We start from the raw sequence: 25,244 nt of genomic DNA, 5'->3' as shown, positions 1-25,244 counted from the left end.
GGAGAGACTTGCGGCGGGGGCGGCGACGGAGAGCGCTGATCCCGCGCTTGCTTGCGCTCCGCTGCAGCCTTTTCCCGATCTTTTTCACTGGTCATGTTGTCGTACTCCATTTTTGTGCACGACAACATTTTTGCGGGCGTTGCGTTCCTCACGCAGGATGCGCAGCCAGATGTTCCAGCAGCAACTCGCTCACCCGTTCCGGCGCCTGATCCGCTGCAAAATGCCCGACGCCGGGCAGCACCTCGAAACGATAGGGCGCGGCGATGAAATCCACCGTGCCTTCGGCGGCGGCGCGACCGACGGTGTCGTCGGCGTCGCCCCAGATATAGAGCGTCGGCACGCGGATCGGACCGAGTGGGCCGCGGATCGCGCCGCGTGCGCGATACCAGGCGAGCGCTGCCTCCATCGCATCCTTGTTGCCGAGCACGGCAAGATGTCTTTCGATCGCATCAGAGGGAACGCCGTTGGCAGCGAGACGCTCGCGCAGCCATTTGGCATCGTTCGCGAGCACGATATCGGCGGCATCCGGTTCCAAAAACGCCCTGTGATGCTTTGAGCGCTGCGCCTGCTGGCTGTCGGTTGCCAGCGCGCGGTTGAACGCGTTCGGGTGTGGCCGCGAGAGAATGGTGAGCGACGCCAGCCGCTCGGGATGCCGGTCGGCGATGCCCCAGGCGATGCTGCCGCCCCAGTCATGGCCGACCAGATGAAACCGCGCATAGCCATAGCCGGCAGCCGCCACGATCGCCCTGGCGTCGTCCATCAGGCAGTCGATCCGGTAATGCGAAAATTCGCGCGGATCGGGCCGTGCGCCCGGCGAATAGCCGCGTTGGCTCGGCGCCACCGCGCGATAGCCCATGTCGCCAAGGGCCGTGACCTGCGCACGCCAGCAATGCATCGATTCCGCAAAGCCGTGCAGCAGCAGCACCAGCGGTGCGCCGGGCGTGCCGGCGCTGATGGCATCGAAGGCGAGATGCGGGGCGATGGTGATTTGCTCTGACGCCAGCATGCGGCGAACCTAACGAGGCAATTCCGGCCGGCCGATGGCGCAATTGTGCAACGGCGGGAAAGTGCTGTATTGGGTGGCCACAAAGTGCCCAAGGGGACAATCGTTGCACTATTTGAGATCGATCATATTCGATACGGCGGTGGTAATTCTGACGCTTGCCGTGTCGCTGACGGTGCCGTTCATGTGGCTGTTCAATGCCAGCAGCCGGACTGTGCGCGCGGTCTCGCAAGTCTGGGTCAACGGCATCATGTTTCTGATGAAGCATGTCGTAGGCCTCGACTACACGGTGCGAGGGCGCGAGAACGTGCCCGACGGTCCCTGCATCATTGCCTGCAATCATCAGTCGCTGTGGGAAACCGCGGCGCTCTGCGCGCTTTTCCCGGACGCCAGCATTGTCGCCAAGAAAGAGCTGCGCAAGGTGCCGTTCGTCGGCTGGTTCCTGGCGCGCTATCCGATGATCTTGGTCGATCGCTCGGCGGGCCGCCATGCGCTGCGCCAGATGGTCGATGAAGCCAGGCGAGCGGCTAGCGAGGGCCGTCAGGTCTTGCTCTTTCCGCAAGGCACCCGCCAGGCGATCGATGAGCAGATGAGATTCCAGTCCGCTGGCATTTCGGCGCTCTACACCAACCTTGACGTATCAGTCGTTCCGGCGGCATGCAATTCCGGACTGTTCTGGGGCAAGAAGACCCTGATCATGCACTCCGGCACCATCACGCTATCCTTCCTGCCGCCGATCGCGCCGGGCCTGCCGCGCAAGGAATTTCAGGAAAAGATGGAGCGGATGATTGCGGAGGAGGCGAGCCGGCTGCTCACGCTGAGCGAGGCCAAGGTTTCGCGCTAGCCTGCGCGACGCGCAGCAAGCCAGCCAGCAAGGGGCGCCAGAAACGCCAGGCACCAGACAAACTGCGCAACCCCCGGCGCGGTGAATGCCGCAATGACACCAAGCACAAACACGAACACCGGAAACAGCGCCGTCACCAGCAATTGCGGATCGCGGCGGCCCCGCAGCGCCAGAACCCACAATACCGCGTTCAGCGCCGCGATCACCAGCAGGTGAAAGCCGTAGATCACCGCGATCACGCCATCGAGCCGGTAGACACCGTAGAGGCCGTTGGTCACCGGCAGCATGATGATCGACAGCAAGAAAAACAAATTGAGAAATACCACGCCGCGACCGCCTTCCGGCGCCACCGCCAGCCGCCGGTGATGGCTGAACCAGAACACGCCGGCGACCACGAAGCTGATCGTCAGCGCAATGACGGGCTGGGCGTAGACGCGAAGCACGTCGTGCCAATCGGGCGCTTGCGTGAAACTAGAGGCCTTTGGCAGGTCATAGGCGAGCAGCGTCATGGCAACGCCGAAGATCGTGTTGCTCAGCATCTCCAGCCGGCGCATTTCGAACAGATGGATTTGCGGCAACTTGGCCCCTTGCATCATCAGTCCGTCTTCGCTTTCGCCACGCTCAAGCTACGCCGGACACGCTTCGGCCTGGCGGCCTTCGCGTGGCTGCGCCACGCGTAGCCCGTCAGGGCGGTGGCTTGCCAAGCCGTAGCTCGCGGACACAAGCCCGCCTTCGCCCGTCGGCTTCGGCGTGGCAGCCTTCACTCGCTTCGCGAGCGAAGGCTGGTGCGGGCGGCCGGACTCGAACCGGCACAGAGGTCACCCTCCGAGGGATTTTCTTACCAGCTACGGCTTTCGCCGCCTCGCCAGCGTGGACATCCGCGCTGGCTCGTTTGTGGTCTGGACTATACCTTCACCATTGGTGCGTTCGCGCCTTTAGGTGCTGCCCGTCTAGTCTCTACACCTTCGCACGAACCGTTAGGTCTGGGCGCTTGGCTCGGGATTGCCATGTGAAAGGTTTCCCCGACTTTGAGCAGTTCTACAGCTTGGGTTTCCCCAAGAGCACTCAAGCGTTTAAGTCCCTTGCGTCTACCATTTCGCCACGCCCGCTTTCACTACCAAATCAGATACTTAGCGCGTTTTCCGGAGAGGTGGAATTGGGATAATCTCCGGCCCGAACGCTCCCCACCTTTAAGTGAGCGCGCGCGCAGAAGCAAAGCCTCAATGCGGACACTTGGGGTGTTTACCTGCGGCAAGCTTTAGGCAATCTCAAGATAATCCGCTTAACGAAGGTCCGATGCCCAACTCGCTGTCCCATCGCCGGTTATTATCGCGCAGCCTCGCGGCGCTGGCGCTGGTTGCGCTCGGCGTCGGCCTGTCCGGTTGCGCCGGGATGAGCGACACCATTTCGCCGGCCTTTGCCGATCCCGCCAAATACGATCTCTACGATTGCAAGCAGCTCGAGCCCGAGCGCAAGAACCTCGCGGCGCGCACCGCGGAGTTGCAGGGGCTGATGACCAAGGCCGAAACCGGCGTCGCCGGTCCCGTGGTGGCGGAGCTCGCCTACCGCAACGACTACATCGCGTTGCGCGGACAATCGAAGCTGGCCGATGAAGCCTGGCAGAAGAACAGGTGCCAGGAATCGAAACCGGAAGCCAGGCCGGCGCCGGTCCCGCCATCGATCGCACCGGCTCCCGCTGCCAAGAGCCGTACGAAGGCAAGCCCGGCGGCAAATTAGAACGCTATCGGTTGCGGCCTCGAACTTCGCTCTACACCCGCCAATTGTAAATCCAGTCCTGCCGCGCCAGCATGCGCTCCGGGCCCATCGCCTTGATGGCGACGTCGCGCGCCAGGGCCAGCGGTCCGGTGAGATGGTAGATGCGTCCCTGTTGTCTTGCCGCACGCTGCACCCGCAGCACACGGCCGCGCCGCTGCCGGCCATAGCGCTTCAGTGCTGCCGGGATGCCTGCGACAGGATCGCCGGCGCTTTCGCTCACGCATTTGGCCAGCACGGCGGCATCCTCGATCGCCATTCCCGCGCCTTGCGCGGCAAACGGCAGCATCGCGTGCGCGGCGTCGCCGAGCAGCGCGATCGCGCCGTCGGTCCATTCGCGGATACCAGGCAGCGTGAACAACGCCCAACGCCGCCACTCGTCGACGGCCCCAATCAGCATCCGCGCAGTCGCGGGCCAGCGCTGCGAGGCGAATGCGTTCTTCAGTTCGTTGGCATCGCCGGGCACACTCCACCCCGGCCTGTTCCAGGTTCCCGGTACGATAGCGACCACGTTGATCTGGCGCGCCGCCGAGATCGGATAGGCGACCAGGTGCGCGTCCGGCCCCATCCAGAGCTGCACCCGGGCAGCGGTATATTCGCGCGGCAACGTGGTCGCATCGAGGGTTCCGCGCCAGGCGATCAGACCGGAAAATTGCGGTTGCACGTCCGGGAACAAATGGTTCCGCACCGCGGACCAGATGCCGTCGGCACCGACCAGCGCCAGCGCCAACTCCTGCTGACGTGCATTGCCGTGGCGCTGCACCACGGTCAGCCCCTTGGCGTGCGAGGTCACGTCTTCGAATTGGCAGCCAAGCCGCAGGTCGATGTCCGGATGATCGTTTACCGCCGCCTGCAGGGCGCCTTGCAGATCGGCGCGGTGCATCACCCAATAGGGCGCGCCGGCGCGCAGACCGGCGGCCTCGCCGAGCGGCAGGCGGACGATCTCACCGCCCGCACGCGCGCTCACGATACTAATGGCTTCGGGTGTCACGGCGCTTGGCGCAAGCCGCGGCCGCAGGCCGAGGTCGATCAGGATCCGGCTGGCGTTGGGCGAAAGCTGCAAGCCGGCGCCGGCTTCCTCCAGCCGTTCGGCCTTTTCCAGAATGATGACGCGAAAGCCTTTGGCTGCGAGCGAAAGCGCTGCCGTCAGTCCCCCGATCCCGGCACCAGCAACGATGATGGTGCGCGCGGCGGCCACCGAAACGTCAGGCGACCTTGTCCCTCAGGACGCATTCCGGCGGGCGGGCTTCGCCTGCGGCGAGGTCGGGGGCAAAGCGGTAAAGCGTCGAGCAGTAGGGGCAGATGATCTCGTTGTCGTTGCCAAGGTCGAGAAATACGTGCGGATGATCGAACGGCGGATTGGCGCCCACGCACATGAATTCCTGCGAGCCGATCTCGATCACGGACACTCCGGCGTCGTTATGGAAATGCGGGACGACATGGTCGGACATCAGCTTCACCTTGGATTTCAACGATGAGCGCACGCAATCAACGCGACGCGGCAGCTTCGAAATGCCGCGCACCATAGTGGGGGGTGCCGATGATTCCTAGAGCCGATTCGGGGTGTCCCCGCCGCACATTTGCTCATTCAAATTCGACACAATCTTGTCGTTGGAGAAAAGCCCTTCTTTCGTCGGGGCAGTTGTGTCTTAAAAACGGCATACCATCTTGAGAAAGACGAAAACATTGGACTTTTTTGGATGAGGCGGTTGCGGTTCGGTTCGGCTCTGGCAGGGGCGCTGGGATGCTTGGCGCTCAGCGTGGCGGTGTGCGCCGCGCTGTGGCCGCACGCCCGCGAGGCCGGCGCCATCCTGGCCGCGCAGGACGATCCCGCGGCACTGTCCGACATCCAGATCAATTCCGCGTTGCGGGCCAACCAGGCGCTGGTCGCCGAGAATATCGAGGCAGCGCTCGCGGCGGGGGATTCCGATCTCGCCAACAGCTTCGTCGAACTCGCTCGCGACAAAGGCATTGCCGTCAGCGACGAACTATCGAAGCGCGTCAGCGATGCCGTTACTGAGGCAGGTTCGGCGTCGCATTTTGCCAAGCGCTTTGCCACCGGTTTCGTGGTCGGCAATGCCGACGATGTCGCAAGCCTGTCGGGTACGGTTGCCGGCGATCTCTTCGTCTACGGCGATATCAGGGACGTTGTTCGCGAAGGCAAGCACCTCGCGACGGGCGAGGACGTGGACCGGCTGGTGCTGGGCCTTGCGACGGTCGGCCTCGCAGTGACCGCGGCGACCTATGTATCGGTCGGCGGTGTCGGTCCGGTGCGCGCCGGCCTCAGCATGGTCAAGAGTGCCCGCAAGGTCGGACGTCTCGGCGAGGGGCTGACGCAATGGGCGGGCCGCTCGGCGCGCGAGGTCGTCGATGCGCCGGTGCTGCAGCAGGCGGTCGCGAAAGGCTCGGTGCTGCGGCCGGGCCAGACCATCAGCGCAATCAAGGCGGCGTTCCGCGCCGAGAAAGCTGGCGCGTTGGTGCGTCTGGCGAAAGATGTCGGACGCGTCGGCGAAAAGGCCGGCACGCGTGGTGCGCTCGACGCACTGCGCATCGCGCAAGGCCCGAAGGACATCGCCCGCGCCGCGCGGCTTGCCGAAGCCAAAGGAGGCCAGACCCGCGCGATTTTGAAAGTGCTCGGCCGCGGCGCGCTGCTGCTGGCTGCCGGGACGTTCAATCTGACGATGTGGGTCTTCGGTGCTCTATTGGCGCTGTTCGGATTTCTGTCATCGATCAAGGCGACCACCGAACGGGCGACCGAAGCGTGGCTTCGCCGCAAGAAAGCGCGGCGCTTGAGAAAGGAGGCGGCGGCAGCATGCTTGCCGGCCGCCCCGGCGCTGGCGGGCGCTGCTGCGCACGGCTAGACTTGCGGCCATTGCAAGGCCCCCGTCCATTTCCAATCCCCCGAAAAATGGAACTGATGATGCCGAGTTTTCACAACGGCGCTGTCGAAATTGCTTATCTCGACGAAGGCGAGGGCGATCCGATCGTCCTCGTGCATGGCTTTGCCTCCAGCAAGAACGTGAACTGGGTTTATCCGACCTGGGTTTCCGATCTGAGGAAAGACGGCCGCCGCGTGATCGCGCTCGACAATCGCGGCCATGGCGATTCCGAAAAGCTCTACGATGCCGCTGCTTACGAAATTGCGATCATGGCGAGCGACGTCATTGCGCTGCTGGATCATCTGGGAATCGAGCGTGCCGACATCATGGGCTATTCGCTGGGATCGCGAATGACGGCGATCCTGGCGCGCGAGCAGCCGCAGCGGCTGCGCTCGGCGATTCTCGGCGGCATCGGGATCGGACTGATCGAGGGCGGCGGTCCCGGCGAGAACGTGGCCATCGCGCTGGAAGCGCCGTCGCTGGAGGACGTCACCGATCCGGTCGGCCGCACCTTTCGCGCCTTCGCCGATCAGACCCGATCCGACCGCCACGCGCTTGCCGCCTGCCTGCGCGGCTCGCGGCGGCTGATGACATCGGATGAAGCCGCCGGGATCCGCGTGCCAGTCCTGATTGCGGTCGGCACCAGGGATGAAATTGCCGGCTCAGCCGCGGCGCTCGGAAGGATCGTTCCGGGCGCGGAGGTGCTCGACATTCCAAACCGCGATCACATGCGCGCGGTCGGCGACAAGGTCTACAAGGTCGGTGTCATCGATTTCCTGTCGCGACGGCAATGAGCGGTCGCGCGATGATCCTCAGCGGTGAAATGCCTGATCGCCGCAATCAGCGCCACCGTGGTTGCAAGCCCGGCGAAAATGTCGGTCAGGAGCGTGCTGGCAAGAAAAGGCAGCGAGGTGGTCAGGGCCAGCACGAAGCTCATGGCCAGGAGCCGCAACGGCTCGGAGATACCGAGCACGCGGAGCGTCAGCTGCAGGATCCACAGCGTCGCCAGCGCGTTGATCCCGAGGTTAATCCAGAAGCTCGAATCCTCGCCGAAATGAAGATAGAGGCCGAAAGTGGTGGAGCGGCTGGGGACCAGGTGGCCCTCGTACCACCGGGCCAGATAGCCGCCGGTGTCCCACTGGGGATAGCCATTCCACAGGGCAGGGGCCAGCAACATCAATGGGATGGCGATGGCGGCGATCGAGGCCGAGCGCGAATTCGCAGCGGTACGCGCCCGCAATATCTGCGTGCTGATGTGGCTTCCCCCCATTTTGGGCCAGCATCCGCCGAATGGCAGGTCCGCCGAAATTCACCAATAGTCGCAGGCCCGCCGGCTTGATTTCCTGCTATCGCTGACCACCTTGAACGGACCCCACGGCATTCGGAGGCGGTTTACTTTGGCCTGCGCCTGCCCGGGACAGAAGTCCGCCCGCCGTGCTATAATAGCAACGAAATCAGCGAATTTGCGAGAGCAACCATGGCAGTGCATCAGGTCAATCCGCAAGCATCGAAGCTCGCCGCGCTCGATCCGATCTGGGACCGGGTGCGGGGCGAGGCGGAGGACATCGTCCGCCGCGAGCCGGAGCTAGCTTCCTTCATCTATTCGACCGTGCTGCACCACGATCGCCTGGAGGATTCGGTCGTGCATCGTCTCGCCGAGCGGCTCGATCATTCGGCGCTATCGGGCGATTTGATCCGGCAGACCTATGATGAGGCGCTGCGCGACGAGCCCGATCTCGGCAATGCGTTCCGCGCCGATCTGGTCGCGGTCTACGACCGCGACCCCGCAACCTCGCGCTTTATTGATCCGTTGCTCTACTTCAAGGGTTTTCACGCGCTGCAGACCCATCGTCTGGCGCATTGGCTCTATCAAAAGGGCCGCAAGGATTTTGCCTATTATCTGCAGAGCCGCTCGTCGGCGGTGTTTCAGACCGATATCAACCCTGCCGCCAAAATCGGCCGCGGCATTTTCCTCGATCACGCGACCGGCTTCGTCTGCGGCGAGACCGCCGTGATCGACGACGATGTTTCGATCCTGCACGGCGTCACGCTGGGAGGCACCGGCAAGGAGAATGAGGATCGTCATCCCAAGATCCGCCGCGGCGTGCTGATCGGGGCAGGCGCCAAAATTCTCGGCAATATCGAGATCGGCCATTGCGCGCGCATTGCCGCGGGCTCGGTGGTGGTCAAGCCGGTGCCGCACAACGTCACGGTCGCCGGCGTCCCCGCCAAGATCGTCGGCGAGGCGGGCTGTGCCGAGCCGTCGCGCACCATGGATCAGATGCTCGGCGCTATCGGGCTTTGATTTTCCTCACTTTCTGCCAGCCGTATTTGTGAAGTTACGGCTGGTAGTCTGCGCCGTCTCGTCCTAAAAACCTCCCGGAAATTTAAAGAATCCGATTGGAGACCGCCGTGGACGTTCAGGAAGTCAGGAAGCTCGACGCCTATCTCAAGCGCGTATTCGGCAATCCCAAGATCCGCGTCGTGCCGCGGCCGAAAAAAGACGACTCCGCCGAAGTCTATATCGGCGAGGAATTCATCGGCGTGTTGTTCGTCGATGATGAGGACGACGATCGCTCGTTCCAGTTTCAGATGGCGATCCTCGAAGAAGATCTCGCCGACGTCGGATAGAGTGCGTGCGGCGTAGGGTGGGCAAAGCGTAGCGTGCCCACCAACTTGTTTTCTTAGTCGTGAATTACGATGGTGGGCACGGCGCAATTGCGCCTTTGCCCACCCTACAAAGCTGCGAAATCGAGCCTAGTCCTTCGGCCCGCGCATTTGCGCTGTCAGGCGGTCCATCGCATTCGCAACATCGCGCCATTGCGACAGCCAGCTCCGCGGAAAGCGGAACGTCAGGTCGGCGCCGTCGACGCGACGCTCGCTCAGGCACATGCCGGGCGTCAGGCCATCGCGCGTGCAGCGCGCGTTGAGGCTCGGAGCGCCGGCCGAGAACAGATCCTCGTTGGCGTAGGGCGAGCCGTCGCGGAAGGCGCGCATCGTCAATCCGTCGTCGATCGGTGTTGTCTTCTGTTCGAGGTAGCGCGGGTAGATGGTGCGAACCCGCATCTCCGGCGCCAGCGCGTTGTGGTGGGCCGATATCGAGACGAAGATCCGGTCGATCGGCTGCACCTTCTCCTCGATCGTATCGGCGCTGACGTGCTTCGGCGCATCCGGTGGTTCAAGCGACGGGAAGACGAAACTGAGATCGACCCGCTCCTGCGGCCCGGAGTGGCGCTGGATCTTGCGGCGGATTGCTGCTGTCGGCACATTGAAGAGCGTGGCGCCGACGCTGACCGGCAACCGGCCCGGAGCGCTGGCAGGCCGCGCTACCCAGGTTGGCCACAGCAAGTAAGCGACAAGTGCAGCGGCGCCCGCGGTGATGGTTACGGCGACCATGATGAGCATCATGTGCGAGCGCGGATCCCTGCGGGTGTCGCGGGCGAGGTGCTGGGCCGTCGAAAGCAGGGTCATGAAGGAAGCATCAGTGGGTTCGAGGCTCGGGCGCGATCCCGAGAGCTAGGCGAATCATCCCGCGAATATGCCATGGGCCGCGCGATTTCCGCATGATTTCGCGGGAGTTCGGCCGCTGTAGCTATGCGCAAACGAGGTCCTGGCGGATCGTTGTTAACCCTTCCTTAAGGATGCTGTGGCGGCCGCCGCCCAATTTTGCGAAAGCAGGGGCGCGGTTTGTCGAGTACGGGAAGTTGTCATGTCGCCCGATGCGTTGAATTCCCTGTTCTCCCTGTGCATCGGCTTTGCGCTCGCAGGCGCGCTCGCCAGCGGCTATCAGGCAATGGCGGCGCGGCCGGCGGGATTCGGGCTGCTTGGGGAAGGCGTGGCGCCGAAGACATTTGCGGCCGTGCCGTTTCTGGTTTTCGCCGCACCCTTCATCATCATGCGTAACACGGTGCGCGGCGCGAAGATCGAGCGGCACCGCTTCGAATTCGTGATGATGGCGACCGTGCTTTCAGGCTTCTGGAGCATGATGTCCGGCACGTTCTTCCTGATGACGCTGCGAGCCGCGGGCGTGCTGGCCTGAGGCTGGCGGCCTGTTCGCTTGATCCCGCGCCAGCGGCTGTGCCAAGGTCTCTGCCAACGGAGACCTTTTTGTTATGGCGATCTACGAACTCGACGGACAGGGGCCTGAACTCCCCGCAAACGGAAACTATTTCATCGCAGACACCGCCGTCGTGATCGGCAAGGTTCGCCTGCTGGATTCCGCCAGCGTGTGGTTCGGCGCGGTACTGCGCGGCGACAATGAGTGGATCGAAATCGGCGAAGGCTCCAACGTGCAGGACAATTCGACCTGCCATACCGACCGCGGCTTTCCGCTCACGATCGGCAAGAACTGCACCGTCGGCCACAATGTCATCCTGCACGGCTGCACGCTCGAAGACGACGCGCTGGTCGGCATGGGCTCGATCGTCATGAACGGCGCGAAGATACGCCGCGGCAGCATCGTCGGCGCGGGATCGGTTATCACCGAAGGCAAGGAATATCCCGAATATTCCCTGATCATCGGCTCGCCCGCGCGCGTGATCCGCACTTTGTCACCCGAGCAGGTGACGGCGATGGGAAGTGCTGCGAAATTCTATGCGCTCAACGGGCCGCGGTTTAAAAACGGACTGAAGAAGATCGGGTGAAGACAGTCCTCTTCGGTTCCGTCTCGGCGGTTTCGCGAGAACGGGGCCTCCGAGGAGTATCTCGCTGACGCTTCGCTAACCGTCATGCAGGGACCATGGGGTTCCACGGCGGTAGCCCGTATTACTACCGGTTGCAACCTTAAGCTTGTGATAGCGGAGGTGCTTTAGGCTCTGTCGTTCTGGAGCGATGGCCGACGGATGCACCACCCTGAAGCCCGACCTCGCAACTGCCGGAGGCCGGATCGATGAAAAGAATGATGGCTGGGCTCGTCGGTTGGACGAGCGATCTCAGCGTTACCGAGAAAATCTATGGCATCGCCGCCGGGTTGATGGTCGTCACGACCGTCCTAATGGTGATGTCGATCCAGTCGGTACGGCTGTAAACCGGATATCGGCACCTGCAGGCGTCGTCGGCCCAGGCCGCAGCCAATGTCAGCCAAGCCAATGGTCTCATCTACGCCATCGTCATGGAATCGCGCGGCATCTACATGTCCACTGACCGGGCGAAGGTGAAGCAGTACGGCGACGAGCTCTTAAAGCGCAACCGCGAACTGACCGGCGTGATGGAGCGGTGGAAGCAAACCGTCCGCGCTGACGACGTCGAGCAGTTCACGGCTTTCAAGCGACGCATTGACCAGTTTATCGAATTCCGCAAGGAGCTCGTACGACGCGCGGTCGACATCAGCCCGGCGGCTGGCCGCGAATGGGGCGACAACGACGCCAACCGTGCGCCGCGTACGCAGCTCAGCAACGACCTCGAGGCGCTGGCGCGGATCTACAACGAACGCACCGTCGAGGCCGCGGCGCTCGGCGACCAGGGCCGCATCTGTTCGCGCTCGGACTTGGCGCTCTGATATTTGCCGCACTCAACGTACTCGTGATGCGACGCTCTGTCGTCCAGCCGTTGCAGGAAATTACCGAGGCGACCGACCGCATCGCCGCCGGCAACGTCAATAGCTATATTCCGCATTACGCCCGTGCCGACGAGATCGGACGTCTGGCCTACGCCGTTCAGAATTTTCGTGACGTCGTGAGCCGCAACTTCGAGCTCGAGAAGCTCAAAGCCGGTACCGCGAAGCAGCGCGATGCTGCCATGGATGAGCGCGACAAGTTCAACGACAAGTACCAAGCCACCAAATGGCAACTGACTGCGGCCATCAACAGCATGCCGCAGGGCCTGGTCATGCTCGACGGCAAGGCGCAGGTCCTGGCGCTGAACGACCAGTATCGAAAACTCTATGGCCTGCCGGTGAAGATCAAGGCCGGATCGTCGCTGGAGGAGATCCTGCAGCATAGGGTCGACAGCGGATTGTTCAAAGGCGACATCAAGCAATATCTCGCAGCGATCATTGATCGCATCGGAAAACGGCAGCCGACCTGCTACGAAATCAGCCTCACCGACGGTCGCGTGATCAAGATCCACGAGCGTCCGATGGACGGCGGCGGCTGGGTGTCGGTGCAGGAAGACGTTACCGCACAAAGGAAGGGCCAAGCCATTCTGGAGCGGACGGAAGAGTTTCTGGCCGCGATCGTCGAAAACATACCCGAGGGGATTCTCGTCAAGGACGCGCGCAATCTGCGGTACCTGTTCGTCAACAAGGCAGCCGAGGAGATGATCGGCATGTCGCGTGCGGAGATCATGGGGAAAACACCCCGCGAGCTGTTTCCGGAGTCGGCTGCCGAATTGATCGAACGGCGCGATCGGCAGTTGCTGGAGCGCAAGCAGCAACTCGAAACCATCGTCGATACCGTCGACAACCCGGTCAAGGGCCGGCGCACCATTGCGGTGCGGCGGCTTCAGATCGGCGGGCCCGAACGCGAGTCCCATTTGTTCGTGAGCATGGTCGAGGACCGGACCGGCCAGACCGATATTGCGGCCCCGACCGAAGCTGCGGCGTAGAGGCTTTTCGGTTCTGATTGAATCAGAGCCGGGCTTTAGACTTTGTTTTGACGCGTTTTCTTGACGCGAAACGTTCTAACGATCGCAAACGTTCCAGGCGGCTCAGCCGCCTTCACTTTCGTTCGCCTCGCGAGGGCCGGCGACCTTTTCATGGCCCGCGGCCCAGAGCGCATGCTCCTCGCTGCCATCCCGATATGGATTAGCTTCCGCCGGAATGTTTTGGCGCGCGGCGCGCTGGCCTTGCTCGAAAGGATCGGGGTCGGAATTCATGATGCCGCCTTTCGGGTTTTCGATCTGGTTCTTTTCGGCGTCGCTTCGTTCGAAGCGGCTGCGCTTTTCCGCAGCGCGTCCTTGAGGTCGATGGGGATGCCGTGCTTCTTCAGCAGGTCCGCAAAGGCTTCGTCGGCCAGTTCCTGAAATGTCGCCATCCGATCGCGCGCAAGCTGGGTCAGCTTGTCGAGCGTGTCATCGTCGAAGGCAATCAATTTGCGCAAAGCGTGGCCACTCCGGGCGTCGAGCGGATGTGAATGAATGATCGGGCAGGGGGAATCGTTCCGGGAGGAACAAGGGAACGGGTGCCGTCGTTGTTCCGTAAAGGAGATTTCCGATGAAGCTATCATCTGCGGCCGCTGCAGTTGCGGCCATCACAATCCTGATATCGCCGGTCACTTCGTTTGCACAGAGCGGCGGCGGCGCCGGCGGAGGTGCGAGCACCGGCGGCGCCAGTTCAGGCGGTGCGGCGAGTGGTCCTACCGCTGGTAGCAGCACCGCCGCTGGTTCTCCGAACGCGGGCTCTGCGGGCGCGGGCTCGCAAAGTGTCACCGGCGTGCCTCCAGGTCCCGCCAGCCCCGGCGGGTTGAACAATGCCGGCGAAGATCCAAGCGGCGCGGCGAACCAGCCCAGGCTAGCGTCGCCGCCTGCACCGGGCACCAACAGTGCCGGGACCGCCCAGTCGTCAGGCAGCGGCGTCAACACCGGCAGCGGCGTAACGACGGGCACGGGAAGATCGGCAGGATCGGGAACGAACGTAACGGGCCCGCAGACCAGGGAAGATGCCGAGATCAACGAAGAAAACAAGACGATCGATCGCAAGATAAAGGGCATTTGCCGCGGCTGTTAATCCGTGCCAGAGCGACGTCCGGTCGCAGGGTAGCGGGCAAATAGGGCCAGCCATCTCCGTGAACCCGTTCTAAATTTGACCCGGGATCCGCGAGGATCCGACGCGGACAGCGTCGAGCACTTCAAGGGCAAATCGCGGGGGCGATACGCTCGGGCGTTTTCCAGAGCCGACGCCGTATTTCGATCCATCCGCTGATATGCCGCTGGCATCGCATCAGGGATGTTGAACATGCTCACAGTCCCAGCATTGACGTTGTTATTCCTTTGTGTCGTGGTTGGTCTGGGTGCGGCCTTCGTCTGGATGTTCTGGGAGTTCGAACAGAGGATGGCCAAGCCGCGCCAGATGTCCAAGCCGTATCGCAAGAGCGGTCGCGCCGGATAGCTGATTTTCGACAGGATCGCGCGCAGTCATGTTGCACGCGATCTCTGCGGCCTGCCATCGCAGCGGGCTGCACAGCCACGCCTGGATTCTGGCGCGTATCGGTGCGGGCGTCGGTGAGCTATTGGATTGCAGCGGCGGCCGTTGAAGGGGGCACAAAAGAACAAGGCCGTCGACGCAGTATACCGTCAACGACCTTGCCAGCCCCGGATATTGAAATCGGCTCACGCCATCCGGTGAATTACAGGATGCCCGGGATTTTTCCGGCCATGTGTGAACCAGTTCACAAAGGCGGAAAAAACTTGCGGCAGGACATGCCACAGCGATGGAAAATGTCCCGTCAGCCAGCCGCGCGGCGGAATGCGCTGGGGCCGCCATGTGCTGGTCCCTATGCTAAGGGCAATATCGTCGGATTGCCGGAAGCAAGCGGTGCGGATCGCATTGGCGTCGGCGGTCGCGCCAGCCGTCAAACGCCGACCAGACCGGTCAGCCCCGCGCCTTGGCGCGGCTGCGATTTGCGCTTCGGGCCGCGCGGGGCTTTGCCTTGGCTGACCGGTTGCGGGGCGCGGCAGCCGCGGCGGGTTCGGAGGCCTGCGCGCTGGCAAAGGATTGCCGCAAGCCATCGATCGCCTCTGTCAGCGTTCCGACCTGCTCGGAAAGCTTCCTGGTATCGGCCTGCTGCGCGGCGAGCAGGCGGCGCACGGTCTGCAACTGGTCCTGCACCACCTGCAACTGGTCGATCGATTCCTGCTGGGTCGCTTCCAAGCCCTTGGTCTTCTCGACCAGTTGCTCGGAGGCTTGCGCGGCGCGCGCCTGCAACAGGCGGGTCGCGGCCGCGCGATCGGTCTCGGGGGCGCTGCCCGTACAGGCGCGCCACAGGGCGATAGAGCTTACGCCAACCACGACAATGACGAGAGCCGCAGCAGCGATCGCAATCGGCTGGCCGCCGAAACGCACGACGGGGCTGGCACTCCGGGGGGCGAGTTCGATCATGCGACTCCAAATCCGGACGTGATTTCAATGTTCTCAAATAGCACAGCCGCGCTGCCGCACAAAACCGGGATTTGCCGGGCGGGTGAGGAATTCCGGCCAAGTCCTTGAGAATCAGGCTTTCCCGGCGGCGGCCACCGGAGCCGGATGTTCAGTGCTATCGGATATGCGACTTGATGAATTGCCCGGCGCAGGCCAGCGCGCGGCGCCCGTCTTCGAGTTTGGCATTCCAAACCGGCCAAGCGTGGATCATGTGTGGCCAGATCTGCAGCGTCACATCGACATCGGCCGCGCCTGCGGCCTCGGCGAGCCGTGTGGCGTCCGCCAGCAACGTCTCGGCCGACCCGACCTGAATGAGGGCCGGCGGAAAGCCGGTGAGATCGGCGAATAGCGGCGAGATCAGTGGATCGCGGCGGTCGATGGGTGGCGGCGCGTAGGCATTCGCGAGCTCGGCCAGATAGGCCTTGCGGATCAGCGGATCGATTGCGTCCTTGGTTAGAAGCGTCCTGCCTGACATCGTGAGGTCGGTCCAGGGCGAGACCAGCCAGATGCACGCCGGCAATTCCTCGCTGGCGGCGCGCAGCCGATCGAGCAGCCCGAGCGTCAGGTTGCCGCCGGCGCTGTCGCCGCCGACCGCGATGCTCGCCGCGGCGATGCCTTGCTTGCGCAGAAAATGCCACGCGGTCAGTGCGTCTTCGTGGGCGGCGGGGTAGGGGTGTTCGGGCGCGCGCCGGTAGTCGATCGCGAGGGTGCGGGTGCGTGCCGCGCGTCCGGCTTCCGTCACCAGGCGGCGGTGACTGACAATCGAGCCGGAGCAGTATCCGCCGCCATGGAAATACAGCAGCACACGCGATGTGTCGCTGCCCGGCGCGATCGACCACTCGCCGGCGACGCCGGCACAATCGACCGGCTCGCATTCCACGTCGGATGCCATCGGCCAGGTCGATCCGACTTCGTCGAGCCGCTGCCGCCGTTCCGCCCATCCGACCGGCCGCGGCTTCGAACCCAGCAATGCGCGGATGGCGTCGATCTCGCTGTGCGCCAAGGTGCGTTCTCCGGCCGCGGCGGTCCATCATTGCACATCGGTCATGCGGTGCAAAAGATCGACAAGGCCGGCCAGGCCGGCGCCGGTCCGCAAAAATTTTTATCCGCACCCTTGAAACCAAATCGCGGTTTTCCAATTTTTTTGCTGCCGCCGATAGGCGGCGGGGCCGGGCGCCTGATGGGCCCGGTCTTGGGACGGGCACCGGTCGTGTCCGGTGCCGCTCGTATCCAACTTGCTCCATGGAGGATTTGGCTATGCGCACCTATGACTTTACGCCGCTTTGGCGTTCCACCATTGGCTTCGATCGCCTTTTCGACCTCGCCGAAACCGCGCAACGGATGGGCGAGGATAACTACCCTCCCTACAACATCGAACGCCTCGGCGAAGATCGCTACCAGATCTCGCTCGCGGTCGCCGGCTTTTCGACGGATGAGATTTCGGTCACCGCCGAGCAGAACACGGTGACGATCGAGGGCCGCAAGGCCGACAAGGGCCAGCGCGAGTATCTCTACCAGGGTATCTCCGCTCGTCCCTTTAAGCGCCAGTTCAGCCTTGCCGATCATGTGCAGGTGAAGAGCGCGTCGTTCGAGGAAGGTTTGCTGCGGATTGAGCTGTTCCGGGAGGTCCCGGAAGCGATGAAGCCACGCCGCATCGCCATCAATGGCGTGACGCCGAGCAACGTTCAGCAGATCGAGGCGAAGGCGGCCTAAGGCCGGCTCGCACCGCGCGAAAGGACCGGAGGCTCCCGCCCGGGCATTGCGGGCGGGAGGCGATTTTTACCTTTTGGGGAGGATGAACCGATGATCGATCAGGCGGACAATATCTTTGATCTGAATGCCGTTCTGCATCCGGCGACCGTGTTCGACCACCCGCGCGACGTGGTCGCCGACGCGACGCTGTCGCTGAGCGAAAAGCGCGCGATCCTCGCCTCGTGGGCGTCGGATGCGGCGGCCGTGACTTCGAATCCCGCGCTGCGCGAGCTGGCGGGCACGAGGCGCCTCGTGACCATTGATGAGGTTCTCGAAGCGCTTTCGATGCTCGACCGCAAACCGCCGGGATCGCCAGGCGGCAAGCCGATGCGGCAAAAATCAACGTCGCGCGTGGCGCTGGCGGCGTAGTCGTCAGAACAAAATATGACACGGCGCGGCGGCCCCCGGGGCCGTCGCACATCGTTTGCGCCCCGTCGAAATCGCTGTCAGGCCGATTTGCGGTGGACCATCTCCGTCAGGGCTCGATCAGCCACAGCCTTCAGGCCGCCAAGGGTGGTATTTCCTTTCCTGGCAGCTTGAATGAGTTTCATGGCAATCTTTTTTCGGGTTTCGTGGTCGCCACCGTGTTTCAATCCCCTGCAGGCTTCTTCCAGAACCACATCCAGATTTGCTGCGGTACGGTCGTCCACATGGATCATCTTGGGCCTCCAAGCGGCGAAAAATAGAGGATTGATTTGAGCGACAAGCCCACGGTCCTGTCTGTCTGCTAGTAGTCATATAAGGGATTTAAATGCTCGCAACGGCCAAGAACGCAACTGGGTGCAAAGCTGGTGCGCTCTGCGTGGAGGCCGCACAAAAAGGTGCGGCCACCCTTTGGGGGAAGGGTGGCCGCGCGCGAACCGGTCTGGGACGGGGAGGGGTGGGGATGTGACCGGGTCGCGGGTTGGTAAAATCCTTCTCTCGTTATCGATCGCGTGACGAGGCGGTGGCGACCGCCGGGCGACTGTCACCGAGCGAGACCCATATGTTCGGGTCGCTCTGCGACTGACGCTTGACGAAGCGGTAGCCGGTCTCGGTCCAGGCCAGGACGTTTTCGTTCTGGTTGTCGAGAACGAACTCGCCCTTGTCGGTCTTCACCGTCAGCACTGCGTGGCCTTCGCCCTTCTTGTCGCGCACCACCGTGATCAGCAGCGCCTCGCGCGGCCATCCGGCGTCGATCAACATTTTGCGCTTCAGAAGCACATAGTCCTCGCAGTCACCGTAACCGTCCGTCGGCAACGACCACTTTTCGATCACACCCCAATGATCCATGTCGGTGATCGGCTTGATGGCCTCGTTGACCCACTTGTTGACCCGCAGCAGATCCCGCCACGCCGTCTGCGACATCACGATGTCGCGCGGCTGTGATGCGCCGCCGCGGCATTCGCCCGCGTTCTCGGCGCAGAATTCGACCCAGCCGATCGGCGAGCGCGCGGTATCGCCAAGGCTGGCATAGACTGCGTCGCCGGCTTTCGCCGGGACGCACATTGAAGCGCTCACTCCCAACAGGACGGCGATCACCGCCAGTCCCTTCCCCTGTCCCCTGAACAACATTGTGGCCCCCGTTTCTTGTTGGGACCACGTTTCGCACAAAGGATTTGCGCCGCCGCTAAGTCAGGCAAGTACATTTGACGCGAATACTAGTAAAGCTGGCGGCTAATTCGATCTATACTTGAATCGAATTCGAATAAAATTTGAAACAACTGCAATTGATTCAAACTTTATGGATTAACGCTTGTGGCGCTGCAGTAGCAGGGGATGCGCGGGCAAAAGCGCCCCGCGTTAACCGAGTCTGGCCGTTGCCGGACAACGAAAAGACGGCATCCGGCAACCCGGATACCGCTTCTTGAGGTTGAAAAATCAGGGGTTTTTGGCGGCTGGCGCTTTACCGCGCGGTAACCGCGTCTTCGAGCGCCTCGGCGACTTGCTCGTGGACGAACTCGAGCGCAAAGCCTTCTTCGAGATTTCGCACCACGCGAGACTGCACCTTGCCGAGCATGACCAGCGACTTCAGCGGCGGGCGGTTCTCCGCGGCGATCGCAGCGCCCGACAGCGACAGGTCGATGATGCGGCAGGTCATCTTGCTGCCGTCCTCGAGCGTCAGCAGCGCAATCGGGTTGCGCGGCACGATGCGATCGTGGCGGCGGTCTTCGGGCAGATTGAGGATATCGCGGTTGGCGAGCCAGGTGAGCTGGGCGGCGAGCTTGTCGCGCTTGCGCGCGGTGGCGCCGACCGTCATGGCAAAGCCGTTGTCGATGATGCGGGTGATCTTGCCCTCAACGCGGCCGATGTGGTCGAGATAGGCGATCACGCGGTCGCCGACATTGCCGATGCCGGGCGCCAGCAGCGCCAGGCCCCCCGGCGACATGTTGATAATCTGGCAAGGAAATTCGCGGCGGTCCGGCAGCATGTAGCGGCCGAGCAAATGAACCTTGACGCGCTGGAAGCGCCGCCGCTCCTCCGCGGACGGCACAGTGGTTGTTTTCTTTTGCGCAAACGACATCTTCGCCACCAGACAGCCGGTCCTTCGGCGTCAGGAAGACCCTAAGGCGGACAGGGTTAACGATGTGTTAGCGGCGGTTGCATGAAGCGCAGGCACTCACGCGGCCTGCAGTCGCGGCGCAGCAATCCGGTTGTATCCCCACAACAATACTGGACAGACAAGCAGGGCCACCGTCCCGAAGTCGAATGCCGCCGCGGCGCTGCCGCTCCATTTGGCGATGGCGCCGGCAACCGCTGGGCCGAGCATCATTGCGGCGTAAAAGACGGTATAGAAAATGCCCATCCCGATCGCACGCGTCTGAGGCTGCAACACCTGTGCGGGCAGGCTCATGATCGGCCCTGCGGGCAGGGCGCTGATCAAGCCTATCGTGATTACGAGGGGAAGCACTGCCGTGCTGCGAGGCAGCACGAGCATCAATAGCGCGAACACGACGCATCCGATGACAAGCACCGATTGCGGTCGCTTGGTCCAATCGGCCAGAAATCCGCCAGCCGTTCCGCCGAGCGCCGCGAGCCACAGGACGATGCTGATGGCCGAGCCCGCCGCCGTGATCGTCCAGCCGCGTTCGACCAGCAGGGTGGGGCCGAAACTGAAAATCGTCGCGAACCCGATGTTGAAGAGGCCCCAGGTCAGACCGGCGATGATCACGGCAAAGAGGGTGTTGCGGTCGAGCCGTGAGGCGGCCGAAGGCGCGGCTGCTGCGGTTGACGGAGATCGATAGACCACAACAAGAAGCAGCATGCCGAGGCCGATCAGCGCGGCAATCGAAAGATAGGCCGCGCCGACGCCATAGGCGGTGCCGATTGGGGGCAAGGTCAAGAGCGATATGGCGATGCCGGCCGGCCACGAATTGACGAAGATGGCCATCGCGGTCGCGATTTCCTTGCCGGCGAACCAGTCGGTCACCATTTTCGTCAGCAAGACGTTGAGCAAGACGCCGCCACCGCCGGCGATCAGCCGTCCTGCGATCTGCCAGCCCCAGGACTCCGAGACCACCATGACCACCTGGCCGATCAACATCAGCACCAGCGCACCTGACACGGTGGCCTTGTCGCCAAGCCTTTTTCCGATCGCGCCGCCCGGCAGCGAAAGCGCGACTCCCGGCGTGAAATAGAGGCCGATCAGGAGTCCGATATCGGCAAGGGTGGCATCGAATTTGGTGCCGAGCAGCGGCGCAACCGCAGCGACGCTCTGAAACTGGAACGCCATGGTGAGCCGCACGGTGAACAGAACGGCCAGAACGCTCCAGCGATTGCCCAACGCTCGCTCCTCGACCGGGTAGACCGACTCTGCGCCGATGCTGGCGCAGTGATTGCGGGTCGCCTATTTCCGTACCAGTTGATTGAGGTCCTACTTGATTGTGTTCAGCAGCGACTCCAACCGCTTTTGCCGGAATGCAAGTTGCTCCGGAGCAACTTCAACCGGACGCGCACGCATAGCGGTTCGAACCTGCGGACGCCTCGGAACTACAGAACGCACAGGTTCTTCAGCGTGCGGCTCGCTTTTGACGAACTCGCCATGCAACACGTCATTGCGCCGTCCCATCAGCCAGAGGATCGCCCAATAGGATAGTGCGAGAAAAATTACGCAGAAAATACCGATCTCAAACATAGCTCACATCCAATGAGCCAAGTATCTCTGGCAACAGGGATTTCGGTCAAGTCTGCGAGAGGCCATTGTGCTTCGCATCGCTGCTTCGGTACGATTAGGGTTACCTGTCGCGCCCGGCCGGGCCGGCCCAAAACGTCAGCAGACGGAGGAACCGAATGCCGGGAGTGAAGCGGGAGCGCGACGACAGCGTCGGCATGCTGACGTTGGATGAACCCGAGACCCTGAACGCGATGACGCCCGATTTGCTGGGCGATCTCGCGACAGCCATCGGCGAGATTAACGATGATCCGCAGGTGAGGGCGTTGGTGCTGACGGGCGCCGGGCGTGGCTTCTGCTCGGGCCAGAACCTCAAGGCGGCGCAAATCCTGGGCGACGACCTCGCGGCCGGCGTGATGAAGTATTACTGGCCGGCGTTCAAGGCGCTACGCGAGTGCCGCGTGCCGGTCGTGGTCGCGGTCAACGGCGTGGCGGCGGGCGGCGGATTCAGCCTTGCGATGGCGGGCGACATGATCGTTGCCGCACGTTCGGCGCGCTTCATTCAGGTGTTCAGCCGCATCGCGCTGGTCCCCGATCTTGGCTCGACCTGGCTGTTGCCACGCCTCATCGGCCGGCAGCGAGCGCTCGAATTGATGATGACCAACGAGCCGCTGTCTGCCGACCTCGCGAAGGAGTGGGGATTGGTCCGCGAAGTGTTCGACGATGCAGCGCTTCGGGACGGGGCGCTTGGGCTGGCGCGCCGGCTCGCTGATGGCCCGACGCGCGCGCTGGTCGCGACGCGCCGCCTGATCGATGAGAGCGAACACGCCAGCTATGCCGATCAATTCCGCCGCGAGATCGAGACGCAGGCGGAGATCCGCTTGAGCGCCGACGCGGTGGAAGGGCGCAACGCCTTCCTTGAGAAACGCGCGGCGGTGTTCACCGGACGCTGAGCAGAAGTTCAGCCGACCTGACCGACGAACTGCTGCAATTCCGGCGTTCGCGGCGCGGCGAAGACCTCTTTCGGCACGCCTTCTTCATGCACCTTGCCGTGGTGCATGAAGACGAGCTTGGTGCCGACGTCGCGGGCGAAGCGCATTTCGTGCGTCACCAGAATGAGCGTCATGCCCTCGCGCGCCAATTGCTCGACCACGCGCAGCACCTCGTTGACCAGTTCGGGGTCGAGGGCTGACGTGATCTCATCGCACAGCAACACCTTCGGCCGCATCGCCAGCGATCGCGCGATGGCGACACGCTGCTGCTGGCCGCCGGAAAGCTCGCTCGGATAGGCGTCCATCTTTTCCGACAGACCCACCTTCGCCAGTACTTCGGCGGCGGTGGCGCGGGCTTCGGCCTTCGATACCTTGTTGACGACGGTGGGCGCCAGCATAACGTTCTCGGCAGCGGTCAGATGCGGAAACAGGTTGAACTGCTGGAATACCATGCCGACATGGCGGCGCAGTTCGCGCAAATTGGTGTTGGCGCCGGCGACCTCGATGCCATCAGCGACGATGCTGCCGGATTGATAAGTCTCCAGCCCATTGATACAGCGGAGCAGGGTGCTCTTGCCGGAGCCGGAGCGGCCGATGATCGCCACCACGTCGCCCTTGGCGATGTCGAGCGAGACGCCTTTCAGCACCTCATTGGTACCAAAACTCTTCCTGACGTCACGAATGCTAACGAGCGACATTGAGGCGGCCTTCGATTTTCTTCGCCCACCAGGACAGCGGGAAACACAGACAGAAATAGATCAGCGCGACCAGCGAGTAGACCAGGAACGGCCGGAAGGTCGCGTTGTTGAGCATGGTGCCGGCCTTGGTCAGCTCGACAAAGCCGATGATCGAGGCGAGCGCGGTGCCCTTGATCACCTGCACCGAAAACCCGACGGTCGGCGCCACCGCGATGCGCGAGGCCTGTGGCAGGATGACGTAGCGCATCTGTTCGATGTAGCTGAGGGCGAGGCTGGACGAGGCCTCCCATTGGCCCTTCGGGATCGCTTCGACGCAGCCACGCCAGATCTCGGTCAGGAATGCGCTGGTCCAGAACGTCAGCGCCAGCGTCGCGGCCATCCACGGCGAGACCTCGACGCCGAACAGCGCGATGCCGAAGAAGAACAGGAACAACTGCATCAATAGCGGCGTGCCCTGGAAGAACTCGATGTAGATCTTGGTGAACCATTCCAGCGGCGCGATCCGCGACGTGCGCATGAACAGCAGCGCCAGCCCGACGATGCCGCCGCAGAAGAAGGCAATCAGCGACAGCACGATGGTCCATTGCGTGGCGATCAAGAGGTTGGAGAGGATGTCCCAAAAGCTGAACTGCAGCATGGTTCACCTCGCCTTGAAGATGACGCGGCCGAGCGCCCGCAAGAGCGAACGCGTCAGCATCGCCAGCAGGAGGTAGGCCAGCGCGACCAACAGGTAGACCTCGAAGTTGCGGAAGTTTCGCGACGCCACATAGTTCGCGGCATAGGTGAGGTCTTCCGCCGAAATCTGCGACACCACCGCCGAACCCAGCATCACAATGATGATCTGCGACGATAGCGCCGGATAGATTTTTCGGAACGCCTGGTTGAGCACGATGTGGCGCAGCACCTCCCATTTGCTCATGGCGAGGCTGAGGCCGGCTTCGATGTGGCCCTTCGGAACCGCCTCGATGCCGGCGCGGATGATCTCGGTCGAGTAGGCGCCGAGATTGATCACCATGGCGAGGAAGGCGGCGGTGGTTTCGCTGAGTTTCAGCCCGAGCGCCGGCAGGCCGAAGAAGATGAAGAACAACTGCACGATGAACGGCGTATTGCGGATCAATTCCACATACACCGCGACGATACGGCCCAGCCAGCCGGGGCCGAAGGTGCGCGCCGCGGCGCCCGCGGTGCCGACCGCTATGCCGACGACCGTCGACACGATCGTCAGCACGATCGTGAAGGCCAGCCCGTACAGCAGCACGTTCCAGTAGGGCAGCAGTTCGGCGAATTGCAGTTTATAGGGCACTGCCCCAGCCTTGCTCTTAGAAGCCGGGCGGTAGCGGTGCTTTCAGCCACTTCTCCGATAGTTTTCCGATCTCGCCAGATGCCTTCGCTTTGGTGATGATCTCGTTGACCTTGGCGAGCAGCGCCGGCTCGTTCTTGTTGAGCCCGACATAGCAGGGACTGTCCTTGATCACGAATTTCAGCGTCGGAGCGCGGGCAGGGACCTTCTCGGCGATCGCAGCCGCAACGGTATTGCCGGTGGCAATCAGGTCGACCTGGCCGGACACGAAGGCGGCGATGGTCGCATTGTTGTCCTCGAAACGCTTAATAGTCGCATCCGGCGGGGCGGAGGCGGTCAGCGCCTGCTCCTCGATCGCGCCGCGGGTGGCGCCGATGGTCTTGCCCTTGAGATCGGCCGCGCTCGCAACTGCGATCGCCTTAGTGCCGAACACGCCGGAGAAGAACGGTGCATAAGCGATCGAGAAGTCGATGACCTTTTCGCGCTCCTCGTTCTTGCCGAGGCTGGAAATCACCAGGTCGGCCTTGTTGGTCTGCAAATAGGGAATGCGGTTGGCGCTGGTCACCGGAATGATTTCGGTCTTCACCCCGAGTTCCTTGCCGATCAGATTGGCCATATCGATGTCGTAGCCTTGCGGCTTGAGATCGAGCCCGGCGGAGCCGAACGGCGCAAAATCCTGTGGCACCGCGATCTTGATTACCTTGGACTTCATGATCGAATCGAGGGCGTCGGCATGGGCCTGCGTCGCCACCGCAGCAGTGGCCAGTGCGGCGGCAAGCATCAATCTCTTCAATAGCATTCTTGGATCTCCGAGGTTACGGCGAATACGCGCCTCCGAGA

General features: G+C 62.9%; 34 protein-coding genes and 2 pseudogenes. 16 read left to right on the top strand and 20 right to left on the bottom strand.

Annotation, left to right across the window (positions count from 1 at the left end):
* Positions 1–148: 148 nt before the first annotated feature.
* Positions 149–1,006, bottom strand: coding sequence for an alpha/beta hydrolase (locus IVA95_RS26285; RefSeq protein WP_247513141.1), 858 nt, complete (start codon positions 1,004–1,006; stop codon positions 149–151).
* Positions 1,007–1,109: 103 nt separating this feature from the next.
* Here IVA95_RS26285 and IVA95_RS26280 point away from each other — a divergent pair, with 103 nt between their 5' ends.
* Positions 1,110–1,847, top strand: a complete 738-nt coding sequence (locus tag IVA95_RS26280; protein WP_247513140.1) for a lysophospholipid acyltransferase family protein — start codon at positions 1,110–1,112, stop codon at positions 1,845–1,847.
* On the opposite strand, the gene IVA95_RS26275 is transcribed toward IVA95_RS26280, so the two are convergent.
* Both IVA95_RS26275 and IVA95_RS26270 read right to left on the bottom strand, forming a co-directional pair.
* Positions 1,844–2,443, bottom strand: a complete 600-nt coding sequence (locus IVA95_RS26275; protein WP_247513139.1) for a TMEM175 family protein — start codon at positions 2,441–2,443, stop codon at positions 1,844–1,846. The genes IVA95_RS26280 and IVA95_RS26275 overlap by 4 nt on opposite strands.
* A gap of 187 nt (positions 2,444–2,630) precedes the next feature.
* Positions 2,631–2,729, bottom strand: a pseudogene (locus IVA95_RS26270).
* A gap of 414 nt (positions 2,730–3,143) precedes the next feature.
* Here IVA95_RS26270 and IVA95_RS26265 point away from each other — a divergent pair.
* The gene (locus IVA95_RS26265) at positions 3,144–3,584 is read left to right on the top strand and encodes a twin-arginine translocation pathway signal (protein ID WP_247513138.1); all 441 of its coding nucleotides are present in this window, start codon (positions 3,144–3,146) and stop codon (positions 3,582–3,584) included.
* Positions 3,585–3,615: 31 nt separating this feature from the next.
* Here the strand turns inward: IVA95_RS26265 and IVA95_RS26260 are convergent, their stop codons facing one another.
* Together IVA95_RS26260 and IVA95_RS26255 are read right to left on the bottom strand one after the other, a co-directional pair.
* A complete protein-coding gene (locus IVA95_RS26260; RefSeq protein WP_247513137.1) occupies positions 3,616–4,818 on the bottom strand; it encodes an FAD-dependent monooxygenase in 1,203 nt (400 codons plus the stop codon).
* A 7-nt stretch (positions 4,819–4,825) separates the two neighbouring features.
* A complete protein-coding gene (locus tag IVA95_RS26255) occupies positions 4,826–5,071 on the bottom strand; it encodes a zinc-finger domain-containing protein (RefSeq protein ID WP_213245758.1) in 246 nt (81 codons plus the stop codon).
* A 249-nt stretch (positions 5,072–5,320) separates the two neighbouring features.
* Here IVA95_RS26255 and IVA95_RS26250 point away from each other — a divergent pair, with 249 nt between their 5' ends.
* Positions 5,321–6,481 (top strand): hypothetical protein, encoded by a 1,161-nt coding sequence (locus tag IVA95_RS26250; protein WP_247513136.1) that lies wholly within the window; start codon positions 5,321–5,323, stop codon positions 6,479–6,481.
* 59 nt (positions 6,482–6,540) lie between these two features.
* Positions 6,541–7,293, top strand: coding sequence for an alpha/beta hydrolase (locus IVA95_RS26245; protein WP_247513135.1), 753 nt, complete (start codon positions 6,541–6,543; stop codon positions 7,291–7,293).
* Positions 7,294–7,355: 62 nt separating this feature from the next.
* Here the strand turns inward: IVA95_RS26245 and IVA95_RS26240 are convergent.
* A pseudogene (locus IVA95_RS26240) lies at positions 7,356–7,676 on the bottom strand (hypothetical protein); the annotation flags it as partial.
* 300 nt (positions 7,677–7,976) lie between these two features.
* On the opposite strand from IVA95_RS26240, the gene cysE reads away from it, so the two are divergent.
* The gene (cysE, locus tag IVA95_RS26235; RefSeq protein WP_247513134.1) at positions 7,977–8,804 is read left to right on the top strand and encodes a serine O-acetyltransferase; all 828 of its coding nucleotides are present in this window, start codon (positions 7,977–7,979) and stop codon (positions 8,802–8,804) included.
* Between the two features lie 107 nt (positions 8,805–8,911).
* Entirely contained in the window at positions 8,912–9,130 is a 219-nt protein-coding gene (locus IVA95_RS26230; RefSeq protein WP_025590201.1) for a DUF3126 family protein, read from the top strand.
* 126 nt (positions 9,131–9,256) lie between these two features.
* Here the strand turns inward: IVA95_RS26230 and IVA95_RS26225 are convergent, their stop codons facing one another.
* Positions 9,257–9,904, bottom strand: a complete 648-nt coding sequence (locus tag IVA95_RS26225) for a hypothetical protein (protein WP_247513248.1) — start codon at positions 9,902–9,904, stop codon at positions 9,257–9,259.
* A 304-nt stretch (positions 9,905–10,208) separates the two neighbouring features.
* Between IVA95_RS26225 and IVA95_RS26220 the strand changes: the two genes are divergently transcribed.
* The 5 genes from IVA95_RS26220 to IVA95_RS26200 all read left to right on the top strand — a co-directional run bounded on the left by IVA95_RS26220 (position 10,209) and on the right by IVA95_RS26200 (position 13,042).
* The gene (locus IVA95_RS26220) at positions 10,209–10,538 is read left to right on the top strand and encodes a hypothetical protein (protein WP_247513133.1); all 330 of its coding nucleotides are present in this window, start codon (positions 10,209–10,211) and stop codon (positions 10,536–10,538) included.
* A gap of 73 nt (positions 10,539–10,611) precedes the next feature.
* A complete protein-coding gene (locus tag IVA95_RS26215; RefSeq protein ID WP_057843886.1) occupies positions 10,612–11,142 on the top strand; it encodes a gamma carbonic anhydrase family protein in 531 nt (176 codons plus the stop codon).
* A 245-nt stretch (positions 11,143–11,387) separates the two neighbouring features.
* Complete coding sequence (locus tag IVA95_RS26210; protein ID WP_247513132.1) at positions 11,388–11,525, top strand: hypothetical protein; 138 nt, start codon at positions 11,388–11,390, stop codon at positions 11,523–11,525.
* Between the two features lie 84 nt (positions 11,526–11,609).
* The gene (locus IVA95_RS26205; RefSeq protein ID WP_247513131.1) at positions 11,610–11,996 is read left to right on the top strand and encodes a hypothetical protein; all 387 of its coding nucleotides are present in this window, start codon (positions 11,610–11,612) and stop codon (positions 11,994–11,996) included.
* 26 nt (positions 11,997–12,022) lie between these two features.
* A complete protein-coding gene (locus tag IVA95_RS26200; RefSeq protein ID WP_247513130.1) occupies positions 12,023–13,042 on the top strand; it encodes a PAS-domain containing protein in 1,020 nt (339 codons plus the stop codon).
* A gap of 102 nt (positions 13,043–13,144) precedes the next feature.
* Here IVA95_RS26200 and IVA95_RS26195 read toward each other — a convergent pair whose 3' ends face one another.
* Positions 13,145–13,312: a hypothetical protein gene (locus IVA95_RS26195; RefSeq protein WP_171578151.1), complete on the bottom strand. Its 168-nt coding sequence runs from the start codon at positions 13,310–13,312 to the stop codon at positions 13,145–13,147.
* Positions 13,309–13,536, bottom strand: a complete 228-nt coding sequence (locus IVA95_RS26190) for a hypothetical protein (protein WP_247513129.1) — start codon at positions 13,534–13,536, stop codon at positions 13,309–13,311. Before IVA95_RS26190 ends, IVA95_RS26195 begins: the two co-directional genes overlap by 4 nt.
* A 113-nt stretch (positions 13,537–13,649) precedes the next feature.
* On the opposite strand from IVA95_RS26190, the gene IVA95_RS26185 reads away from it, so the two are divergent.
* A complete protein-coding gene (locus IVA95_RS26185; protein WP_247513128.1) occupies positions 13,650–14,162 on the top strand; it encodes a hypothetical protein in 513 nt (170 codons plus the stop codon).
* Between the two features lie 228 nt (positions 14,163–14,390).
* Positions 14,391–14,543, top strand: coding sequence for a hypothetical protein (locus IVA95_RS26180; RefSeq protein ID WP_247513127.1), 153 nt, complete (start codon positions 14,391–14,393; stop codon positions 14,541–14,543).
* 483 nt (positions 14,544–15,026) lie between these two features.
* Here the strand turns inward: IVA95_RS26180 and IVA95_RS26175 are convergent, their stop codons facing one another.
* Together IVA95_RS26175 and IVA95_RS26170 are read right to left on the bottom strand one after the other, a co-directional pair.
* On the bottom strand, positions 15,027–15,533 hold the full coding sequence (locus tag IVA95_RS26175) for a hypothetical protein (RefSeq protein WP_247513126.1): 507 nt from the start codon (positions 15,531–15,533) through the stop codon (positions 15,027–15,029).
* A 154-nt stretch (positions 15,534–15,687) separates the two neighbouring features.
* Positions 15,688–16,575 carry an alpha/beta hydrolase gene (locus tag IVA95_RS26170; protein WP_247513125.1) on the bottom strand — a complete coding sequence of 296 codons (888 nt, stop codon included), beginning with the start codon at positions 16,573–16,575 and terminating at the stop codon, positions 15,688–15,690.
* A gap of 254 nt (positions 16,576–16,829) precedes the next feature.
* Here IVA95_RS26170 and IVA95_RS26165 point away from each other — a divergent pair, with 254 nt between their 5' ends.
* Entirely contained in the window at positions 16,830–17,285 is a 456-nt protein-coding gene (locus tag IVA95_RS26165; protein WP_247513124.1) for an Hsp20 family protein, read from the top strand.
* A gap of 90 nt (positions 17,286–17,375) precedes the next feature.
* A complete protein-coding gene (locus IVA95_RS26160) occupies positions 17,376–17,693 on the top strand; it encodes a hypothetical protein (RefSeq protein ID WP_247513123.1) in 318 nt (105 codons plus the stop codon).
* 77 nt (positions 17,694–17,770) lie between these two features.
* Here the strand turns inward: IVA95_RS26160 and IVA95_RS26155 are convergent, their stop codons facing one another.
* The 5 genes from IVA95_RS26155 to IVA95_RS26135 form a co-directional block, all read right to left on the bottom strand.
* Positions 17,771–17,983 carry a hypothetical protein gene (locus IVA95_RS26155; protein ID WP_247513122.1) on the bottom strand — a complete coding sequence of 71 codons (213 nt, stop codon included), beginning with the start codon at positions 17,981–17,983 and terminating at the stop codon, positions 17,771–17,773.
* 265 nt (positions 17,984–18,248) lie between these two features.
* On the bottom strand, positions 18,249–18,878 hold the full coding sequence (locus tag IVA95_RS26150) for a transglutaminase-like cysteine peptidase (protein ID WP_247513121.1): 630 nt from the start codon (positions 18,876–18,878) through the stop codon (positions 18,249–18,251).
* A 331-nt stretch (positions 18,879–19,209) separates the two neighbouring features.
* Positions 19,210–19,827, bottom strand: coding sequence for a PilZ domain-containing protein (locus tag IVA95_RS26145; protein WP_247513120.1), 618 nt, complete (start codon positions 19,825–19,827; stop codon positions 19,210–19,212).
* Positions 19,828–19,923: 96 nt separating this feature from the next.
* Entirely contained in the window at positions 19,924–21,087 is a 1,164-nt protein-coding gene (locus tag IVA95_RS26140) for an MFS transporter (protein WP_247513119.1), read from the bottom strand.
* A 90-nt stretch (positions 21,088–21,177) separates the two neighbouring features.
* Entirely contained in the window at positions 21,178–21,438 is a 261-nt protein-coding gene (locus tag IVA95_RS26135) for a hypothetical protein (RefSeq protein ID WP_247513118.1), read from the bottom strand.
* Positions 21,439–21,593: 155 nt separating this feature from the next.
* On the opposite strand from IVA95_RS26135, the gene IVA95_RS26130 reads away from it, so the two are divergent.
* Entirely contained in the window at positions 21,594–22,367 is a 774-nt protein-coding gene (locus IVA95_RS26130; RefSeq protein ID WP_247513117.1) for an enoyl-CoA hydratase-related protein, read from the top strand.
* Between the two features lie 8 nt (positions 22,368–22,375).
* Here IVA95_RS26130 and IVA95_RS26125 read toward each other — a convergent pair whose 3' ends face one another.
* From IVA95_RS26125 to IVA95_RS26110, 4 genes are read right to left on the bottom strand one after another with little or no spacing between them, the layout of a single operon-like run.
* Positions 22,376–23,104: an amino acid ABC transporter ATP-binding protein gene (locus tag IVA95_RS26125; protein ID WP_247513116.1), complete on the bottom strand. Its 729-nt coding sequence runs from the start codon at positions 23,102–23,104 to the stop codon at positions 22,376–22,378.
* Positions 23,091–23,741: an amino acid ABC transporter permease gene (locus IVA95_RS26120; protein WP_247513115.1), complete on the bottom strand. Its 651-nt coding sequence runs from the start codon at positions 23,739–23,741 to the stop codon at positions 23,091–23,093. Before IVA95_RS26120 ends, IVA95_RS26125 begins: the two co-directional genes overlap by 14 nt.
* 3 nt (positions 23,742–23,744) lie before the next feature.
* A complete protein-coding gene (locus tag IVA95_RS26115) occupies positions 23,745–24,407 on the bottom strand; it encodes an amino acid ABC transporter permease (RefSeq protein WP_247513114.1) in 663 nt (220 codons plus the stop codon).
* 16 nt (positions 24,408–24,423) lie between these two features.
* A complete protein-coding gene (locus tag IVA95_RS26110; RefSeq protein ID WP_247513113.1) occupies positions 24,424–25,203 on the bottom strand; it encodes a transporter substrate-binding domain-containing protein in 780 nt (259 codons plus the stop codon).
* Positions 25,204–25,244: the final 41 nt, after the last annotated feature.

It is taken from the genome of Bradyrhizobium sp. 157, from assembly GCF_023073815.1.
Classification (GTDB): domain Bacteria; phylum Pseudomonadota; class Alphaproteobacteria; order Rhizobiales; family Xanthobacteraceae; genus Bradyrhizobium.
The sequence above is the reverse complement of the archived record's forward strand: the minus strand, read 5'-3'. Positions and strand labels throughout refer to the sequence as shown.

Bases quoted from the DNA above. Each gene is read 5' to 3' on its own strand.
- IVA95_RS26285 (WP_247513141.1), bottom strand. From the start codon at position 1,006: ATGCTGGCGTCAGAGCAAATCACCATCGCCCCGCATCTCGCCTTCGAT.
- IVA95_RS26275 (WP_247513139.1), bottom strand. From the start codon at position 2,443: ATGATGCAAGGGGCCAAGTTGCCGCAAATCCATCTGTTCGAAATGCGC.
- IVA95_RS26265 (WP_247513138.1), top strand. From the start codon at position 3,144: ATGCCCAACTCGCTGTCCCATCGCCGGTTATTATCGCGCAGCCTCGCG.
- IVA95_RS26255 (WP_213245758.1), bottom strand. From the start codon at position 5,071: ATGTCCGACCATGTCGTCCCGCATTTCCATAACGACGCCGGAGTGTCC.
- IVA95_RS26250 (WP_247513136.1), top strand. From the start codon at position 5,321: ATGAGGCGGTTGCGGTTCGGTTCGGCTCTGGCAGGGGCGCTGGGATGC.
- IVA95_RS26245 (WP_247513135.1), top strand. From the start codon at position 6,541: ATGCCGAGTTTTCACAACGGCGCTGTCGAAATTGCTTATCTCGACGAA.
- cysE (WP_247513134.1), top strand. From the start codon at position 7,977: ATGGCAGTGCATCAGGTCAATCCGCAAGCATCGAAGCTCGCCGCGCTC.
- IVA95_RS26225 (WP_247513248.1), bottom strand. From the start codon at position 9,904: ATGCTCATCATGGTCGCCGTAACCATCACCGCGGGCGCCGCTGCACTT.
- IVA95_RS26220 (WP_247513133.1), top strand. From the start codon at position 10,209: ATGTCGCCCGATGCGTTGAATTCCCTGTTCTCCCTGTGCATCGGCTTT.
- IVA95_RS26215 (WP_057843886.1), top strand. From the start codon at position 10,612: ATGGCGATCTACGAACTCGACGGACAGGGGCCTGAACTCCCCGCAAAC.
- IVA95_RS26210 (WP_247513132.1), top strand. From the start codon at position 11,388: ATGAAAAGAATGATGGCTGGGCTCGTCGGTTGGACGAGCGATCTCAGC.
- IVA95_RS26205 (WP_247513131.1), top strand. From the start codon at position 11,610: ATGGAATCGCGCGGCATCTACATGTCCACTGACCGGGCGAAGGTGAAG.
- IVA95_RS26200 (WP_247513130.1), top strand. From the start codon at position 12,023: ATGCGACGCTCTGTCGTCCAGCCGTTGCAGGAAATTACCGAGGCGACC.
- IVA95_RS26195 (WP_171578151.1), bottom strand. From the start codon at position 13,312: ATGAATTCCGACCCCGATCCTTTCGAGCAAGGCCAGCGCGCCGCGCGC.
- IVA95_RS26185 (WP_247513128.1), top strand. From the start codon at position 13,650: ATGAAGCTATCATCTGCGGCCGCTGCAGTTGCGGCCATCACAATCCTG.
- IVA95_RS26180 (WP_247513127.1), top strand. From the start codon at position 14,391: ATGCTCACAGTCCCAGCATTGACGTTGTTATTCCTTTGTGTCGTGGTT.
- IVA95_RS26175 (WP_247513126.1), bottom strand. From the start codon at position 15,533: ATGATCGAACTCGCCCCCCGGAGTGCCAGCCCCGTCGTGCGTTTCGGC.
- IVA95_RS26165 (WP_247513124.1), top strand. From the start codon at position 16,830: ATGCGCACCTATGACTTTACGCCGCTTTGGCGTTCCACCATTGGCTTC.
- IVA95_RS26160 (WP_247513123.1), top strand. From the start codon at position 17,376: ATGATCGATCAGGCGGACAATATCTTTGATCTGAATGCCGTTCTGCAT.
- IVA95_RS26155 (WP_247513122.1), bottom strand. From the start codon at position 17,983: ATGATCCATGTGGACGACCGTACCGCAGCAAATCTGGATGTGGTTCTG.
- IVA95_RS26150 (WP_247513121.1), bottom strand. From the start codon at position 18,878: ATGTTGTTCAGGGGACAGGGGAAGGGACTGGCGGTGATCGCCGTCCTG.
- IVA95_RS26145 (WP_247513120.1), bottom strand. From the start codon at position 19,827: ATGTCGTTTGCGCAAAAGAAAACAACCACTGTGCCGTCCGCGGAGGAG.
- IVA95_RS26135 (WP_247513118.1), bottom strand. From the start codon at position 21,438: ATGTTTGAGATCGGTATTTTCTGCGTAATTTTTCTCGCACTATCCTAT.
- IVA95_RS26130 (WP_247513117.1), top strand. From the start codon at position 21,594: ATGCCGGGAGTGAAGCGGGAGCGCGACGACAGCGTCGGCATGCTGACG.
- IVA95_RS26125 (WP_247513116.1), bottom strand. From the start codon at position 23,104: ATGTCGCTCGTTAGCATTCGTGACGTCAGGAAGAGTTTTGGTACCAAT.
- IVA95_RS26120 (WP_247513115.1), bottom strand. From the start codon at position 23,741: ATGCTGCAGTTCAGCTTTTGGGACATCCTCTCCAACCTCTTGATCGCC.
- IVA95_RS26110 (WP_247513113.1), bottom strand. From the start codon at position 25,203: ATGCTATTGAAGAGATTGATGCTTGCCGCCGCACTGGCCACTGCTGCG.